Source organism: Kocuria turfanensis, from assembly GCF_001580365.1.
In the GTDB taxonomy this organism is placed as follows: Bacteria; Actinomycetota; Actinomycetes; order Actinomycetales; family Micrococcaceae; genus Kocuria; species Kocuria turfanensis.
The window spans coordinates 3073157-3089638 of record NZ_CP014480.1 but is presented as its reverse complement, the minus strand read 5'-3'; the positions used below and the strand labels follow the sequence as shown (position 1 = coordinate 3089638).

Sequence of the window (16482 nt, the reverse complement as noted above, 5' to 3'; positions counted from 1 at the left end):
CTGCATGTCAGCGCGGGGTCGGCGAGGTGTAGCACATTTTCCGGCACCGTGGGCGCGGACGGCTCAGCGCGGCGGCGCGCCGGCGCCCAGGACGCGCTCGATCCAGCGCTCCGGGGCGTGGATCTCGGCCTCCGTGGGCAGGTGCTCCGGGGCCTGCCAGATCCGGTTGAACTGCTCGAGCCCCACGGCCTTCACCACGGTGGAGACGAAGCGCTGGCCGTCGCTGTACTGGCGCATCTTCGCGTCCATGCCGAGCAGGCGCCGGACGAAGCGGTCCAGGCTGCCCTGCAGCTCCGAGCGGCGCTCGAAGCGCCGCCGGATGGTCTTGACGGTGGGCACCACCGAGGCGTCCACCCCGTCCATCACGAAGTTCGCGTGCCCCTCGAGCAGGCTCATCACGGCGGTGAGGTGGGAGAGCACCTCCCGCTCGCGCCGGCCCATCAGCAGGCCCACCACGCCGAGCGAGGGCTGGGGCTCCCCGCGGCCGGTGGCCCGCCCCGGCAGGGACCGGACGGCCTCCGTGAGCCGGGCGCCCAGCGTCTCGGCCTGGCCCATGAGCGAGTCGGCGAGCTCGTCGATCTGCTCCATCATGTGCGCGCGCAGCCACGGCGCCGCGGCGAACTGGACCCGGTGGGTCTGCTCGTGCAGGCAGACCCACAGCCGGAAGTCCTCGGGCTCCACGTTGAGCTCCCGCTCCACGGTCAGGATGTTGGGGGCCACGAGCATCAGTCGCCCGCCCGGGTGGCGCTGCGCGGCGAGGGCGGAGACCAGTCCCGCGTAGGGGTCGTACTGGCCGAGGACCTTCGACGACAGGAAGCCGAGCACCGCGGCCATCTCCATCGCCGTGGCCGTTCCGCCGAGGGCGGTGGCGGCGGCCCCGAACTGCTCCGGACGGCGGCGGCGCAGCGCCTCCACCGCCGGCTCCATCAGCAGCTGGAAGGTCTGGGCGTTGGCACGGGACCACCCGGCGCGGTCCACCACCAGGACCGTGGAGTCGCGCAGGTCCCGGGCGGCCTCCAGCCCGGTGATGCGGTGGACGTGGTCCACGGACGCCTCGGCGTGGCGGCGCATCGAGGCGACCGCGGCCTGCATGGCGCCGGCGGACATCTTCGGCCCCGGCGGGGTGATCCGTGCGGCGGCGGCGGCGGCGAGGTCCCAGCGGACGATCCCCGGCGCCTCCGAGGGCGCCCCGGTCTCCGGGGTGCGGTGTGCTGCGGTCATGGCCTCATGCAACCACACGCTCCTGGGAGCTGCCGCCGTGCCCGCGTCACAGTCGGGCGAGGGCCGCGACCGCGCGGTCGGCGGCGTCGCGCGCGGCGGAGGGGTCCGCGACCTCGTTGAGCACCACCGAGTACGTGAGCAGCCGCCCCTCCCGCGTGCTGACGTGGCCGCTGAGCGAGACCACCGTGTTCAGCGTGCCGGTCTTGGCCCGGGTCAGCCCCCGGGCCGCGGTCCCGGCCTCGTCGTCGAACCGGTCGGCGAGGGTCCCGGACCCGCCGGCCACCGGCAGCGCGCGGGCCCCGGGGGCCAGCGCGCCGGTATCGTCCACGGCCATGGCCCGCACCACCTGCTCGAGGGCGCGGGCCGGGATCCGGTTGTCCAGGGACATCCCGGAGGCGTCGGAGAGCACGAGGCCTGCCGGGTCGACCCCCCGGGCCGCGAGCGCCTCGGCCGCGGCCTCGCGTCCGCCGGTGATGCTGCCCGGGTGGCCCGCGGCCCGGGCCGCGATCCGGGACAGGACCTCGGCGAGGTGGTTGTCGGAGTCCTGGAGCATCAGCTCGGCCTGCTCGGCCAGGGTCGCGGACTCCACCGCGGCCAGCTCGGCCGCCCCCCGGGGCGCCGGTCCGGGGACGAGCCGCAACGGCGGGGCGGCGACCCCCTCGGCGGCGAGCGCCGCCCGCAGCTCGGCGGCGAAGACCGCGGCCACGTCCGCCGCCGCGTCGTCGGGTCGCACGGGCGAGGCCAGGTCCCCGGCCGGCACGTGGTGGGACCAGAACGCCATGGGGGCCACGGGCCCGATCTGCCCGGCCGCGACGTCCCCGGCGGCCCAGGCCTCGTTGAGGGCCGGGCCCGGGAAGAGCCCGGCGTCCCACCGCACGGTGCTGGGCGCGCTCGCCCCCCGGGCGGCGAGCGCGCGGGCCGTGTCCTGGGCCAGGGTCCGCACGCCGGCGCGGCCCTGCACCGCCTCCGGGTCGGAGCGGCCGGGCCGCAGCAGGGTGTCGCCCCCGGCGACGAGCACCACCGTGTCCGGCTCCTCCCCGGCGACGACGGCGGTGCGCAGCCGCTCCCCCGGGTCGGCGTGGGTCAGCAGCGACAGCAGGGTGACCAGCTTCTGGTTGGAGGCCGGCACGAGGGCGGTGTCCGGGTCCTGCTCGTGCAGCGGGGCACCGGTGAGGGCATCGGCCACCAGGACGGAGCGCCGATCGGCGGAGGCGCCGTCGAGGGCGGGGCCCACCGCCGCCGCCACCTCGGCGGCGGACGGCAGCGGTGCCCCCGGGTCCGGGGGCACGGCGCCGTGCGGGGTGGGCGCGGCCGAGGGCAGGGCCCGTGCCGCCGGCGGCACGGCTCCTCCGAGGTGCAGCGCAGGGAGCCAGCTCGGGTGGGACCAGCCGGCCAGGCCGGCGCCGAGCGCGAGGAGCAGGGTGGCCAGGACCCGGCGCCGGCGGCCGGGCGCGGGGCGCCGGGGGGTGTGCATGGTGCCCATTGTGGCCCGCGCGGCGGGTCCGTCCCGGCGTGTCCCGCGCCCGGGCGGTTACCGCCGCCCGCGGGGCCGCGGTTATCGTGGGGGCGGATCTGCCCCCACCCTGCCGGGTGGTGCGGCCGCGCCCGGCCGCTGTCAGCCCTGTCCGGCCGCCCCGGACGACCCGGGGTGGCCGGCCTTCGCACGCACGAGGAGAAACACCATGGAGTTGGACGTCACCATCGAGATCCCCCGGGGATCGCGCGTCAAGTACGAGATCGACCACGAGACCGGCCGCCTGCGCCTGGACCGCGTGCTGTTCACCTCGATGCAGTACCCGGCGCACTACGGGTACTTCGAGGACACCCTGGGCGAGGACGGCGACCCCCTGGACGCCCTCGTGCTGCTGGACTTCGAGATCGTCCCGGGCGTGCTCGTGGAGTCCCGCCCGATCGCCGTGTTCAACATGAACGACGAGGCCGGCGGGGACGCGAAGATCCTGTGCGTGTCCACCGACAAGCGCTACGACCACATCCAGGGCCTGGACGACATCGACGAGTTCAAGCTCAAGGAGATCCAGCACTTCTTCGAGCGCTACAAGGACCTCGAGCCGAACAAGTGGGTCAAGGGCGAGGGCTGGGAGGGCCGGGAGACGGCCGAGCGCCTCGTCACGGAGGCCCTCGAGCGCTTCGAGCAGTCGCACTACGAGTCCGCCGCCGAGGCGGAGGAGAAGGCCGCGTCCACCGACTGAGCGGACGGCGCACCGGCGGGGGCCGGGGACCACACCGGTCCCCGGCCCCCGCCGCGTCGCGACCCCTGTGGCAAATCCATGAATTTCGTTATATTGGGATCGGCCGGCTCAGCCGGCCCGACGGTCCGGGATGCATCCCCCCATGGCATCCGGGCCGCCGGCCGGGATCGAGATCGCCGGTGAGCACCCGAGAGGTGCCCGGTGGCGGCGGGGGTCCCCCCACCCGCGCCGCGATCCACCGATCTCTCCCGGCCCATCCCGGCGGACCGGTTCCGCCGCCGCCGGGAGTCGGCCGGCAGGTCCGAGGACCTGCCGGCCGATCCCGGTCCGCCCCGTCCTACGCCGTCCGGCCCCTGTGGTTCGATGGTCCCGGACCCGGGACGGCCCCGGTCCCGTCGGAAGGATGCGCATGTTCCTGCTGGGCCCCGAGGCGGACCTCGTCTTCTCCGCGAGCGACCTGGTGCGCGCGGCCGAGTGCCCGTTCGCGAGCCTGAGCGTTCTGGACGAGCTGCTCGGCCGGGCGCCGCGGCGCCCCGAGGAGCGCGACGCGATGCGCACCCGCACGGCCGCCCTGGGCGACGCCCACGAGCACCGGGTCCTCGCCGCCCACCGGACGGCGTTCGGCGCCTGGGACCCCGCCACCGGCCGCGGCGTCTACGAGGTCGAGCCGGCCCGCGGCACGGACCGGGCCGGGCTGGCGGCCAAGCACGCGGAGTCCCTGGCCGCCCTCCGCGCCGGGGCGGACGTCGTCTTCCAGGCCTCCTTCTTCGACGGCGGCTTCCACGGCCGCGCCGACTTCCTCGTCCGCCGCCCGGACGGCGCCTACGCCGTCCACGACACCAAGCTCGCCCGGCACGCCAAGGTCACCGCCCTGCTCCAGCTCGCCGCCTACGCCGACCAGCTCGAGCGGGCGGGGGCTCCCGTGGCGCCGGAGGTCACGCTGGTCCTGGGCGACCAGCGCGAGGCCGTCTTCCCCGTCGCCGAGCACCTGGCCGTCTACCGGGAGCGCCGGGAGCGCTTCGTGGCCGCCGCCGCCGCCCACCGGGCGCGCACCGGTCCCGTCCAGTGGCACGACGACCGCGTGGGCCGCTGCGGGCGCTGCGGGCACTGCGCGCGGGCCGTCGCCGAGCACCGGGACCTGCTGCTGACCGCCGGCATGTCCGTGCGGATGCGCCGCACGCTGCGGGAGCGGCACGGGGTGCGCACCGTCGACGAGCTCGCCGGGCTCGCGGACCCGCGGCTGCCGGCCGCGGTCCGCAGGCTGCGGGACCAGGCCGCGATGCAGACGGGCCGCGGCGGTGAGGACGGGGCCGTCGAGTGGGTGAAGGACGGGCGGGCCCACCGCACGGCCTACCGGGTCACCACCACGGAGCCGCTGCGGCGGCTGCCCGCCCCGAATCCCGGGGACGTGTTCTTCGACTTCGAGGGCGACCCCCTGTGGCAGGATCCCGGGGACCCGGCGTCCTGGGGGCTCGAGTACCTCTTCGGGGTCGTCGAACAGCCCCCCGTCCCGGGCGCCGAGCCCGTCTTCCGGCCGTTCTGGGCCCACTCGCGGGACCAGGAGCGCACCGCGCTGCGGGAGTTCCTGGACTACGTGGCCGAGCGCCGGGAGCGCTTCCCCGGGATGCACGTCTACCACTACGCCGACTACGAGAAGGCGGCCCTGCGCCGGCTCTCCCTCGTCCACGCCGTGGGCGAGGACGCCGTGGACCGGCTGCTGCGCGAGAACGTCCTGGTGGACCTCTACGACACCGTGCGGGGAAGCCTGCGGCTGTCCGAGAACTCCTACTCCATCAAGAAGCTGGAGCCGCTGTACATGGGCCGGCACCTGCGCACCGGGGACGTGGTGGACGCCGGGGCGTCGGTGGTGGCCTACGCCGACTCCTGTGCCGCCCGGGACGCCGGGCGGGCGGAGGAGGCGGACCGGATCCTGGCGGGCATCGCCGACTACAACGCCTACGACTGTCTCTCCACCCTGCGGCTGCGGGACTGGCTGCTCGGCCTCGCCGGGATCTCCCCCGACCCCGCGCGGCACCGGCCCGCCCCGGCCCCGGCCGGGCCCGCCGAGGAGCTGCCCGGGACCGCGATGACGGACGCGGAGCAGCGGCTGCGCGAGTTCCTGGACCGCCCGGAGGCCGCCGCCGGCCTCGGGCCCCGGCAGCGCACCGCCGTGGCGATGGTCGCCTCCGCCACCGGCTACCACCGCCGTGAGCGCAAGCAGTACTGGTGGTCCCACTTCGACTGCCTGGAGGGCCCGGTCGAGGACTGGGAGGACACCCGCGACGTGTTCGTGGTGCAGCGGGCGGAGGTGCTGGAGGACTGGGCGAAGGACCCGGCCAAGCGCGGCAGCGCCGCGCCCACCCGCCTGCTGCGCCTGGCGGGCCGGTTCGGCGAGGGCTCCACGCTCCGGCCGGGGGCCACCGGGCTGTTCCTGGTGTACGGCCCGCCCGTTCCCGCCCACCTCGCCGAGGAGGCCGCCGGACGCGGCAGCGGCCGGGCCGGGGACTGGACAGCCGCCCTGGAGGAGCTCGACGAGCGCGAGGACGGCACGGCGGTGCTCACCGTGCGGGAGCGGCTGCGCACGCCCCGCGGCGCCCCCGCCCCGGAGCCCTGGGCCGAGCTGCCCCTGGCGCTGACCCCGGAGCGGCCGATCGCCACCGCCTCCCTCGAGGAGTCGCTGCAGACGCTGGCCGCCCGCACCGCCGACGCCCTGCCGGAGCTGCCCGAGCTGCCGGGGCTGCGGCTGCTCCTGCGCGAGCCGCCGCGACCGGCCGGCGGCGGGGAGCTGCCCGTCCCGGGCCCCGGCGGCACGATCGACGCCGTGGTCGAGGCCCTGCGCGCGCTGGACCGCACCTTCCTCGCCGTCCAGGGCCCTCCCGGCAGCGGCAAGACGCACCTCGGCTCCCACGTCATCGGCCGGCTCGTGGAGGCCGGGTGGCGGATCGGCGTGGTGGCCCAGTCCCACGCGGTCGTGGAGAACCTGCTGGGCGGGGTGATCGCGAAGGGCGGTGTGCCCGCCGAGCGCGTCGGCAAGAAGGCGCCGGCCGGGCGTCCCGCGCACGGGCAGGGGCCCTGGCGGACGCTCGCGGGCCGGGACTTCGCCGCCTTCCTCGCCGAGGGCGGCGCCGTGGTCGGCGGCACGGCGTGGGACTTCTCCAACGCCGCGTACCTCGAGGACGAGGCCCTGGACCTGCTCGTGGTCGACGAGGCCGGGCAGTACTCGCTCGCCAACACCCTGGCCGTGTCCCGCGCCGCGCGCCGGCTGCTGCTGCTCGGGGACCCCCAGCAGCTGCCGCAGGTCTCGCAGGGCACCCATCCCCTGCCCGTCGACGAGTCGGCGCTCGGCTGGCTCTCCCACGGGTCGCCCACGCTGCCCGCCGAGTACGGCTACTTCCTGGACCGCACCTGGCGGATGCACCCCGAGCTGTGCGAGCCGGTCTCCGAGCTCTCCTACGCCGGGCGGCTGGGCTCCGCCCCGGCCGCGGCCCGGCGGGAGCTCACCGGTGTGCCCCCGGGCCTGCGCACCTGCTACGTCGAGCACGCCGGCAACCGCACGGCCTCCCCCGAGGAGGCCCGGCAGGTCGTGGCGCTGGCCCGGGAGTTCGTGGGCACCCCGTGGCGGGCCGGCCCGGACGCCGCGCCCGTGGCGCTGACCCCCGCGGACGTGCTCGTGGTGGCGGCCTACAACGCCCAGGTCGAGCTCGTGGCCCAGGAGCTGCGCGCGGCCGGGCTGCGGGACGAGGAGGGCGCCGGGGTCCGGGTGGGCACCGTCGACCGCTTCCAGGGGCAGGAGGCCCCCGTGGTGATCGTGTCCATGGCCGCCTCCTCCGCCGAGGGCCACCGGGGCATGGAGTTCCTGCTGTCCCCCCACCGGCTCAACGTGGCGGTCTCCCGCGGGCAGTGGTGCGCCGTGCTCGTGCGCTCCCCCGCCCTGACGGACTACCTGCCCGCCACCCCGGAGGGCCTGCAGCTGCTGGGCCGGTTCACCCGGCTGTGCCGCCGCGGGGCGGGTCCGGGATCGCCGTGAGCGGCGAGCGCTCGGCCCGCGTGCCCTACGTCCTGCACTTCGAGAGCCGGACGGTGGTGCTCGGGGAGCCGGCCCACCTCGAGGAGCTCGACGCCCTGCTCCGGGGCGCGGGCGTGGCCACCCGTCCCACCTACTGGCACGGGATGCAGCGGGACGACCCGGGCGCGGCCCTGAACAGCGTGGGCACCGACCTCACCGCGGAGCACTTCTGGGACCGGGTCGACGCCGGGGCCTTCGCGGCCGCGCGCTGGCCCGTGGACCTGGACGGCCCGCTCTACCTGCCCGCCCCGCCGTGGTGGCTGCAGCGGGCCCGGGCGTGGGAGTACGATCCCGTGGCGCCGGCCCTGGGCGCGGCCGAACCCGGCGGCTGGCTGCGCGTGCCCGGCTGGGCCGGCACCGAGAACAACGACGCCGGGGGGCCGGTGGGGCTGCTGCAGCTCACCGACCCGGCGTCCTTCTGGGTGCTCGCCTCCGACGCCGACCTCACGGAGGTCGCCGCCACGGCCAAGGAGCTCTCCCGGTTCCGGCAGGGCTTCGACCGGCTCACGGCCTACTTCGACCCCGACGACCGGATCGGCTGCCTGCGCCTGCCCCTGATCTGCCGGGAGCCGCTGGAGGACGAGCTGCTCGCCCGCGGCACGGACATCGAGCCGCGGTTCTGGGAGTGAGTCCCGGCCGCGCCGCCGGGACCGGGCCGCCGCGGTGACCGATACTGGGAGCGTGTACGTCGTGAGCCTGGACCAGCGCCGCCGCGAGGCCGGGGACCTCGCGCCGGCGCTGCTGCGCCGGCTCGGGGACCTCGGGACCGTGGTGCCCTTCCAGTGCGCCCGGGCCCACGCGGTGCAGGGCATCACCGCGGACCCGGCCGCGGCGGTGGCCGCGGCCCTGGCCGGGCTGCGCGGCGAGGCGTGGAGCGTGGGGATCGGGGTGGGCCCGGTCGGGCTCGAGACCGTGACCGGCGCCGACGGCCGATCGGGTCTGCGCGCCGACGGTCCCGGCACGGTGCAGGCCCACCACGCGGCGGCGGCGGCCGCCCGGACCGGGCGGGTCCCGGTGTGCGTGGCCGCGGAGGACGCCGCGGCCGCGGCCCGGGCCCAGGCCGTGCTGCGGCTGCTGGGGCGGATCGTGGCCCAGCGCACGGCGGCGGAGTGGCGCGTCGTGGACCTGCTCGTCCCCGGGGCGCGCGGCCAGCAGAAGATCGTGGCCGGGGAGCTGGGCATCACCCCGCAGGCGGTCTCCAAGGCGGTGGCGCGCGCCCTGTGGCAGGAGGAGTGGGACGCCCGCCCCGCCGCGGCGCGGCTGCTGGAGCTGTGCGAACCGCCCCGGACCGGCCCGGGGGCTCAGGCCTCGACGATGAACCCCTCGGAGAGCATCCACTCGTAGGCGACGTCGGCCGGGTCCCGCCCGTCGACGTCCACCTGCCGGTTGAGCTCCTGCATCACGTCGTCGGTCAGCGCCTGGGAGATCGGCTCCAGGACCTGTTCCAGGGCCGGGAACCGCTGCAGCAGGTCCGTGCCGAACACCGGGGCGGCGTTGTAGGCCGGGAAGAACTGCCGGTCGTCCTCGAGGACGGTCAGGTCCAGGGCGGGGATGCGGCCGTCGGTCGAGAAGACCTCCCCGAAGTTGCACTCGCCGCTGTCCGTGGCGGAGTAGATCGCCCCGGTGTCGTAGATGCCGATGTTGTCCTCCGGCACCTCGCTGCCGCGGTCCAGGCCGTAGTGGGCGAGCAGGGGGGTCAGCCCGTCGCTGCGGGAGTTGAACTCCGCCTCGACGCAGAACGTGCGCTCCGCCACCGGCAGCTCGGCGATGTCCGAGACCGTCCGCAGCCCGTGGGCCTCGGCGTACTCCGAGCGCACGGCCATGGCGTAGGTGTTGTTGAGCGCGGCCGGCGCCCCCCAGGTCAGCCCGTTGCCGAGGTCCTCGTCGTGCACGGCCTGCCACTGCTCCTGCTGGTCCGGGATGCCCTGCTCGTGGCCGAGGAAGGTGAGCCACGCCGTGCCGGTGTACTCGACGGTCAGGTCGGCACCCCCGGAGAGCATGAGCTCGCGCACCGGCTGGGAGCCGGGCACGTTGGTGAGGTCCTCGGTCTCGAAGCCGGCGGCCTCCACGGCCAGCACGGCGATCTTGCCGAGGATCAGCTGCTCGGTGAAGTTCTTGGACGTCACCTTCACCTCGGTCCCCTCGGCGCCCTCGACGGGCTGGATGGAGCCGGGCTCGGCGGCGGGCACGTAGGCGGTGGAGGGCTCCAGCCCGCAGCCGGCCAGCAGCAGCGCGGCGCCGGAGAGCAGCAGGGCGGCGCCCGCGCAGCGTGGGGTTCTCATCGCAGTCCCTTCGGGCGCGCGACGTGCTCCACGACGCGGCCGATCCAGTCGATGCTCAGCGCGAGCAGCGCCACGAGGATCGAGCCGGCGACGAGCACCCGCACGAGGTTGAGGTTGACGCCCGTGGTGATCAGCAGCCCCAGTCCCCCGCCGTTGACGAAGGTGGCCAGGGTGGCGGTGCCGACCACCAGGATCAGCGCGGTCCGCACCCCGGCCAGCATCACCGGCACCGCCAGCGGCAGCTCGACGCGGAGCAGGACCGCGAGCGCGCTCATGCCCATCCCGCGACCGGCCTCCACGAGGCTGCGGTCCACGCCGTCGAGGCCGACCATGGTGTTCTTGAGCACGGGCAGGATCGCGTAGACGATCAGGGCGACCACGGACGCCTGGAAGCCGAAGCCCAGCCAGAACGCGAACAGCACGATCAGCCCCACCGCCGGGGCGGCCTGGCCGATGTTCGCCACGGTGATCACCGGGCCGGTGAGGAAGCGCAGCGGCGCGCGGGTGAGGAGGATCCCCACCGGCACCGCCACCAGCAGCACCACCACGGTGGCCACCACGGTCAGCTGCAGGTGCTGCACCGTGAGGTCCCACAGGGCCCCGGGGCGCAGGGTCACCGCCTCGGTCTCCGTCAGCTCCGCGGTGGACAGCCACAGCCCCAGCAGGCCCAGCGCCGCGAGGATCGCCACGGGCTGCAGGAGCAGCCCGCGCCAGGTCCTCCGGTCGACGTCGGCGGAGGGGTCCGGGGCCACCGGGCCGTCCTGGGGTTCCGGGCCGGCCGTCGCGGGCCGTTCCGTCTGCGCGCTCATCGGCCCTCACCGCCGGGACCGGCCGGGCTCACCGTGGGCATCTCCCCGGTGTTGTGCCCCAGCGGCGCGTCCTCCGGGTCCACGGCGCGGCGGGCCTCCGTGATGGCGGCCATGACGGTCTCCACGTAGATGACGCCCTCGAAGCGGTCCCGGGGCCCCACCACGAGGGCCGCCCCGGTGCTCGAGACGAGCATCGTGTCCAGGGCGTCGTTGAGCGTGGCGCCCGTGCCGACCAGCGGCAGCCGCTCGTTGCGCTCGCCGGGGACCGTGCTGAAGCGCTCCAGCTGGCGGCGGGCGGGCCAGGACAGCGGGCGGTCCCGGTCGTCGAGGACCACGACGTCCCGGGTGCCGGCCTGCTCGCCGCGGGCGAGCACCGCCTGCACGTCCTCGCCGGGCCGGGCGGTCACGGCGGGCACGAGGTCCACCTCCCGGACCCGGGTGAGGGTCAGCTGCTTGAGGCCGGCGCCCGTGCCGATGAAGTCCTCCACGAACTCGTCGGCGGGCTCGGCCAGGATCCGCTCGGGGGCGTCGTACTGGACCACCCGGGCGCCCTCGTCGAAGACCGCGATCCAGTCGCCCAGCTTCACGGCCTCGTCGAAGTCGTGGGTGACGCACACGATGGTCTTCTGCAGCTCGTGCTGGATGTTGATGAGCTCGTCCTGCAGGCGCTGCCGGGTGATGGGGTCCACGGCGCCGAAGGGCTCGTCCATGAGCAGCACCGGCGGGTCCGCGGCCAGGGCACGCGCCACCCCCACGCGCTGCTGCTGCCCGCCCGAGAGCTCCCGGGGATGGCGGTCCCGGTAGACGGCCGGGTCGAGGGAGACGAGCTCCAGGAGCTCGTCCACGCGCGCGGCGATGCGGGCCCGGTCCCAGCCGAGCATCTTCGGGACCATGCCGATGTTGGTGGCCACGCTCATGTGCGGGAACAGCCCGCCGGCCTGGATGACGTAGCCGATGCCGCGGCGCAGCTCGTCGCCGTTCATCGAGGTGACGTCCTGGCCGTCGATCACGATCCGGCCCTCGGAGGGCTCGATGAGCCGGTTGATCATCTTCAGGGTGGTGGTCTTGCCGCACCCGGAGGGTCCCACGAGCATCACGGTGCTGCCCGCGGGGATCTCCAGGGTCAGCCCGTCCACGGCGGCCCTGGCCTGCCCGGGGTACCGCTTGGAGACGTTCTCCAGCAGGATCCGGGCCCCGGTGACGGAGGAGGCGGTGCGGGGGGCGGAGTCAGACACGGATACCTCGCGATGTGGTGAGTCGGCCGAGCAGCACGAGCAGCCCGTCCAGGATGAGGGCGACGACGACGACCGCCACGACGCCGGTGAGGACCGAGGCCAGGGAGTTGGCGCCGCCGAGACGGGACAGGCCGGAGAAGATGAAGCCGCCCAGGCCCGGGCCGAGGACGTAGGCGGCGACGGCGGCCACGCCCATCACCATCTGGGCCGAGACGCGCATGCCGGCCTGGATGACCGGCCAGGCCATCGGCAGCTCGACCCGCAGGAACGTGGCGGCACGGCTCATGCCCAGGCCGCGGGCGGCCTCGACGGTGGCCGGCGGGACGCCGGCCAGGCCGACCACCGCGTTGCGCAGGACCGGCAGCACGGCGAAGAAGGTGACGACCACGACCGCGGGCAGCACCCCGAAGCCCAGCGGGGCGATGAGCAGGCCGATGAGGGCGAAGGAGGGGATGGTCAGGCCCACGGCGGAGACGTTGTTGGCCACGGTGGTGAGCCGGGGCGAGCGGTAGCACAGGGCCGCCAGCGCCACGGCGAGGACCGTGGCCAGCACCAGGCACTGGACCACCAGGGAGAAGTGCTGCCAGCTGGCGAAGAGGATCTGCTCCCACCGGTCGGACACGTACTCGATCACGGCACGCCTTTCGGCTCGTCGGCGATGACGTGGTCACCCGGTCTGCCGGAAACCCTATCACCGGGATCTGCCCCGGCGTGGTCCGGGTCACCCCCCAGGGGCGGTGCGGGGCCGGTTGTCCGGTGCCCCCGCCGTTGGCAGACTCGGGGGATGACACGGACCCCGCAGACGTACGACGTGGTGGTGATCGGCGGCGGGCCGGTCGGCGAGAACGCGGCCGGCCGCGTGGTGCGGGGCGGACTGAGGGCCGCGCTCGTGGAGGCGCAGCTCGTGGGCGGGGAGTGCTCCTACTGGGCCTGCGTCCCCTCCAAGGCGCTGCTCCGCCCGGGTGCTGCGGTCGCGGCCGCCCGCGGGGTGGGCGGGGCCGCGGAGGCCGTCACCGGGGCCCCGGACGCGGCCGCGGCGCTGCGCCGCCGGGACGGCTTCGCCGCGCACTGGGACGACTCGGGCCAGGCCGAGTGGCTCGCCGGCGCCGGCGTGGAGCTGGTCCGGGGACGGGGGCGGCTGGCCGGGCCGCGGCAGGTCGAGGTGACCACCGGGGACGGGGCCGTGCGGCGGCTCGCGGCCCGCCACGCCGTGGTGCTGGCCACGGGCTCGCGCCCGGCCGTGCCCCCGGTGCCGGGGCTGGCGGACGCGCCGTTCTGGGGCACGCGGGAGGCCACCGCCGCCCGGGAGGTCCCCGGCTCCCTCGCGGTGCTCGGCGGCGGGGTGTCCGGCACGGAGCTGGCGCAGGCCTTCGCCCGGCTGGGCTCCCGGGTCACCGTGGTCGCCCGCAGCCGGCTGCTGGGCGCGTTCCCGCGACCGGCCGCACGGCTGGTGGCCGACGCGCTGGAGACCGAGGGAGTCACCGTCCTCGAGGGGCGGGGCACGGAGCGGGTCCGGCGCGGCGGGGACGGCATCGAGCTCGTCCTCGACGACGGCGGGACGGTCTCCGCGCAGCGGCTGCTGGTGAGCACCGGACGGCGCCCGGCCCTGGACGGCCTCGGGCTCGAGGAGCTCGGCCTGGACCCCGCGGCGCTGCGGGTCGACGACTCCGGGCGGGTGGCCGGCCCGCAGGAGCAGTGGCTGTACGCCGCCGGGGACGCCGCGGGCGGCCCGCTGCTGACCCACCAGGGCAAGTACGAGGCGCGGGCCGTGGGGGACGCCGTCGTGGCCCGCGCCGCCGGGCGGCTCGGGGACTCCGTTCCCGCGTGGTCGCGGTACGCGTCCACCGCCGACGCCTGCGCCGTGCCGCAGGTGGTGTTCACCGACCCCGCGGTGGCCTCCGTGGGCCGCTCCGCGGAGCAGGCCCGCGCGGACGGGCTGGAGGTGGACGTCGTGGAGCACGACATCGACGTGGCGGGGGCCTCCCTGCACCGGGACGGCTACCGCGGCTGGGCCCGCCTGGTGGTCGGCCGGCGCCGCCGCACGCTCGTCGGGGCGGTCTTCGCGGGCCCGGACGTGACGGAGCTGCTCCACGCGGCGACCGTGGCCGTGGTCGGCGAGGTGCCGCTGGAGCGGCTGTGGCACGCGGTGCCCGTCTTCCCCACGATCAGCGAGGTGTGGCTGCGCCTGCTCGAGGAGTACGGCCTGTGAGCCGCACGCCTCACAGCAGGGAGCGCAGGATCCGGGCGACGCCGTCCTCGTAGACGGTGTGGGTGACCTCGTGGCAGGCGGCCGCGACCTCGTCCGGGGCCTGGCCCATGGCGACGCCGCGGGCGGCCCAGTCGAGCATCTCGATGTCGTTGCGGCCGTCGCCGACCGCGACCGTGTGGGAGGGGTCCACGCCGAGCCGGCGGCGGACCTGTTCCAGGGCGCTGGCCTTGGAGACGCCGTTGGCTGCGATGTCCAGCCAGGCGCTCCAGCCCACCGAGTAGGTGACCCCGTGCAGGCCGGCCTCGTCGATGGCCAGGGCGAACTCCTCCGGGGTGTGCTCGGTGCTGTAGACGACCATGCGCACGGCCTGCATCTGGGCGAGCTGGTGCAGGTCCACGCCCACGGCCTCGATGCCGAAGGAGGCGTCCTGGAAGCGCTCCGTGGAGTAGAAGGACCCGTCCTCGGTCTCGAGGGCGAACTTCGCCGTGGGCAGGCGCTGCTCGAGGGCCTCGAGGGCCTGGCCGGGGTCGAAGGAGACGCACTCGAGGACCCGGTGGTAGTCGGGCAGCCCCGGGTCCAGCTCGAGGGTCATGCCGCCGTTGGAGCACACCGCGTAGCCGCGCTCCTGGCCGATGAGCTCGACCACGGGCAGGGTGGCCCCCTTGGAGCGGCCGGTCGAGATGACCACGTGGTGGCCGGCCCGGAGCACGGCGCGGGCGGCGTCGCGCACCGCCGGGGACATGTGCCCGTCGTGGTCCACGAGGGTGCCGTCGACGTCGAGGGCCACGAGGTAGCGGACCCCCGCCTCCTTCTTCCACCCGTTGGAGCGGGGCGGCTGGACCTTGAGCGGGATGCGGACGTCCGCGGCCGAGCGCGTGGGGGCGGTGGTGCCGCCGGTGTCGCCGAGGTCCTCCGAGTGTTCGACCTTCAGCGGGACGGTGGAGTTGATGCTGATCAGTTCGTGCTGGTCCTCGGTGCCAGCCGTCTTTTCTTTCGTCATGCGGGACATGGTGCCACATGACACCGACAGGGTGACCAGCATTTCGGTAAGAGATGAATACGGGTCGAACGCGAACCGTCGGTTCAGCGCCGGACGGGGATGGTCTCCTGGCCGCGCAGGTACGGGCGCAGCGCCTCCGGCACGCGCACGGACCCGTCCGCCTGCTGGTGCGTCTCCAGGATCGCGGCCAGCCAGCGGGTGGTCGCGAGCGTGCCGTTGAGGGTGGCCACCGTGCGGGTGCCGCCCTTGCGCGCCTTGCCGGCGTCGTCCGTGCTGCCGGGCAGCCGCTCGCGCACGTTGAGCCGCCGGGCCTGGTAGGTGGTGCAGTTGGAGGTCGAGGTCAGCTCGCGGTACCGGCCCTGCGTGGGCACCCACGCCTCGCAGTCGAACTTGCGCGCGGCCGAGGCGCCGAGGTCCCCGGCGGCGGTGTCGATCACCCGGTAGGCGAGCTCGCAGCGGGTGAGCATCTCCTCCTCCCAGCCGAGCATCCGCGCGTGCTCGGCCTCGGCGTCCTCCGGGGAGCAGTAGACGAACATCTCCAGCTTGTTGAACTGGTGGACGCGGATGATGCCGCGGGTGTCCTTGCCCCCGGAGCCGGCCTCGCGCCGGTAGCAGGAGGACCAGCCCGCGTAGCGCAGCGGCCCGTCGGCGAGGTCGAGGATCTCGTCCGCGTGGTACCCGGCGAGGGGCACCTCGGAGGTGCCGACCAGGTAGAGCTCGTCCTTGCCCACGTGGTAGATCTCGTCCGAGTGGGCGATGTCGAAGCCCGTGCCGCTCATGATCTCGGGGCGCACCAGGTTGGGCGTGGTCATGGGGACGAAGCCGTTGTCCAGGGCGAGGTCCTGGCCCATGAGGAGCAGGGCGGTCTCGAGCCGGGCGACGTCGCGCTTGAGGAAGTAGAACCGGGCCCCGGAGACCTTGGCGCCGCGCTCCATGTCGATGCCGTCCACGAGCTCGCCGATCTCCAGGTGGTCGCGGGGCTCGAGGCCCTCGGCGGCGAAGTCCCGCGGCTGTCCCACGGTCCGCAGCACGGCGTAGTCGTCCTCCCCGCCGGCGGGGACGCCGTCGAGGATCAGGTTCTCGACCACGGAGACCAGCTCGTCCTGCCGGGCGCGGGCCGCCTCGGAGGCCGCCTGCGCCTCCTTGACGCGGGCGGCGAGGTCCTTGACCTCGGCCAGCAGCGCCTGCTTCTCCTCCCCCTGGGCGCGGGCCACCTGCTTGCCGAACGCGTTCTGCTCGGCCCGCAGGCTCTCGTACTCGGTGATCAGGTTGCGGCGCGCGACGTCCGCCTCCAGGATCCGGTCGATCAGGGACTCGTCCGCCCCGCGGGCGCGCTGCGAGGCGCGGAAGACGTCGGGGTGCTCACGGAGCTGGTTGATGTCGATCACCCTGACAGGGTACCCAAGACCCGCGCTCGGGCCGGGCGGGGCCGCCGGGTTAGGCTGGAGGA

13 protein-coding genes are annotated in these 16482 nt (G+C 75.4%); 5 read left to right on the top strand and 8 right to left on the bottom strand.

Translation table 11 applies throughout. The features are described from left to right. Window positions 1-63: 63 nt before the first annotated feature. On the bottom strand, window positions 64-1221 hold the full coding sequence (locus AYX06_RS14220; RefSeq protein ID WP_062736327.1) for a zinc-dependent metalloprotease: 1158 nt from the start codon (window positions 1219-1221) through the stop codon (window positions 64-66). Between the two features lie 46 nt (window positions 1222-1267). After that, the gene (dacB, locus tag AYX06_RS14215) at window positions 1268-2695 is read right to left on the bottom strand and encodes a D-alanyl-D-alanine carboxypeptidase/D-alanyl-D-alanine endopeptidase (protein WP_186815624.1); all 1428 of its coding nucleotides are present in this window, start codon (window positions 2693-2695) and stop codon (window positions 1268-1270) included. Window positions 2696-2903: 208 nt separating this feature from the next. Between dacB and AYX06_RS14210 the strand changes: the two genes are divergently transcribed. The 4 genes from AYX06_RS14210 to AYX06_RS14195 all read left to right on the top strand — a co-directional run bounded on the left by AYX06_RS14210 (window position 2904) and on the right by AYX06_RS14195 (window position 8841). Beyond that, window positions 2904-3431, top strand: coding sequence for an inorganic diphosphatase (locus AYX06_RS14210; protein WP_047804724.1), 528 nt, complete (start codon window positions 2904-2906; stop codon window positions 3429-3431). Window positions 3432-3840: 409 nt separating this feature from the next. Beyond that, entirely contained in the window at window positions 3841-7458 is a 3618-nt protein-coding gene (locus AYX06_RS14205) for a TM0106 family RecB-like putative nuclease (protein WP_062736325.1), read from the top strand. Further along, window positions 7455-8126, top strand: a complete 672-nt coding sequence (locus AYX06_RS14200; protein WP_147017525.1) for a hypothetical protein — start codon at window positions 7455-7457, stop codon at window positions 8124-8126. Before AYX06_RS14205 ends, AYX06_RS14200 begins: the two co-directional genes overlap by 4 nt. A 52-nt stretch (window positions 8127-8178) precedes the next feature. Beyond that, window positions 8179-8841: a hypothetical protein gene (locus AYX06_RS14195; protein WP_062736323.1), complete on the top strand. Its 663-nt coding sequence runs from the start codon at window positions 8179-8181 to the stop codon at window positions 8839-8841. Here the strand turns inward: AYX06_RS14195 and AYX06_RS14190 are convergent. The 4 genes from AYX06_RS14190 to AYX06_RS14175 are packed head-to-tail and all read right to left on the bottom strand — an operon-like array spanning window position 8799 to window position 12457. Continuing rightward, on the bottom strand, window positions 8799-9779 hold the full coding sequence (locus AYX06_RS14190) for a glycine betaine ABC transporter substrate-binding protein (protein WP_062736322.1): 981 nt from the start codon (window positions 9777-9779) through the stop codon (window positions 8799-8801). The two genes, AYX06_RS14195 and AYX06_RS14190, sit on opposite strands and share 43 nt — an antisense overlap. Continuing rightward, window positions 9776-10588, bottom strand: a complete 813-nt coding sequence (locus AYX06_RS14185) for an ABC transporter permease (protein WP_084271644.1) — start codon at window positions 10586-10588, stop codon at window positions 9776-9778. The genes AYX06_RS14190 and AYX06_RS14185 overlap by 4 nt, the downstream gene beginning before the upstream one ends. Then, on the bottom strand, window positions 10585-11823 hold the full coding sequence (locus tag AYX06_RS14180; RefSeq protein WP_062736320.1) for an ABC transporter ATP-binding protein: 1239 nt from the start codon (window positions 11821-11823) through the stop codon (window positions 10585-10587). The genes AYX06_RS14185 and AYX06_RS14180 overlap by 4 nt, the downstream gene beginning before the upstream one ends. Next, window positions 11816-12457 (bottom strand): ABC transporter permease, encoded by a 642-nt coding sequence (locus AYX06_RS14175; protein WP_062736319.1) that lies wholly within the window; start codon window positions 12455-12457, stop codon window positions 11816-11818. Before AYX06_RS14175 ends, AYX06_RS14180 begins: the two co-directional genes overlap by 8 nt. Before the next feature lie 150 nt (window positions 12458-12607). Between AYX06_RS14175 and AYX06_RS14170 the strand changes: the two genes are divergently transcribed. After that, complete coding sequence (locus AYX06_RS14170) at window positions 12608-14032, top strand: dihydrolipoyl dehydrogenase family protein (RefSeq protein WP_062736318.1); 1425 nt, start codon at window positions 12608-12610, stop codon at window positions 14030-14032. A 10-nt stretch (window positions 14033-14042) separates the two neighbouring features. On the opposite strand, the gene AYX06_RS14165 is transcribed toward AYX06_RS14170, so the two are convergent. Further along, complete coding sequence (locus tag AYX06_RS14165; RefSeq protein ID WP_062736317.1) at window positions 14043-15041, bottom strand: HAD family hydrolase; 999 nt, start codon at window positions 15039-15041, stop codon at window positions 14043-14045. Window positions 15042-15115: 74 nt separating this feature from the next. Further along, a complete protein-coding gene (gene serS / locus AYX06_RS14160; RefSeq protein WP_062736316.1) occupies window positions 15116-16420 on the bottom strand; it encodes a serine--tRNA ligase in 1305 nt (434 codons plus the stop codon). Between the last annotated feature and the right edge of the window lie 62 nt (window positions 16421-16482).

Bases quoted from the DNA above. Each gene is read 5' to 3' on its own strand.
- dacB (WP_186815624.1), bottom strand. From the start codon at position 2,695: ATGCACACCCCCCGGCGCCCCGCGCCCGGCCGCCGGCGCCGGGTCCTG.
- AYX06_RS14170 (WP_062736318.1), top strand. From the start codon at position 12,608: ATGACACGGACCCCGCAGACGTACGACGTGGTGGTGATCGGCGGCGGG.
- AYX06_RS14185 (WP_084271644.1), bottom strand. From the start codon at position 10,588: ATGAGCGCGCAGACGGAACGGCCCGCGACGGCCGGCCCGGAACCCCAG.
- AYX06_RS14220 (WP_062736327.1), bottom strand. From the start codon at position 1,221: ATGACCGCAGCACACCGCACCCCGGAGACCGGGGCGCCCTCGGAGGCG.
- AYX06_RS14205 (WP_062736325.1), top strand. From the start codon at position 3,841: ATGTTCCTGCTGGGCCCCGAGGCGGACCTCGTCTTCTCCGCGAGCGAC.
- AYX06_RS14190 (WP_062736322.1), bottom strand. From the start codon at position 9,779: ATGAGAACCCCACGCTGCGCGGGCGCCGCCCTGCTGCTCTCCGGCGCC.
- AYX06_RS14210 (WP_047804724.1), top strand. From the start codon at position 2,904: ATGGAGTTGGACGTCACCATCGAGATCCCCCGGGGATCGCGCGTCAAG.
- AYX06_RS14165 (WP_062736317.1), bottom strand. From the start codon at position 15,041: ATGTCCCGCATGACGAAAGAAAAGACGGCTGGCACCGAGGACCAGCAC.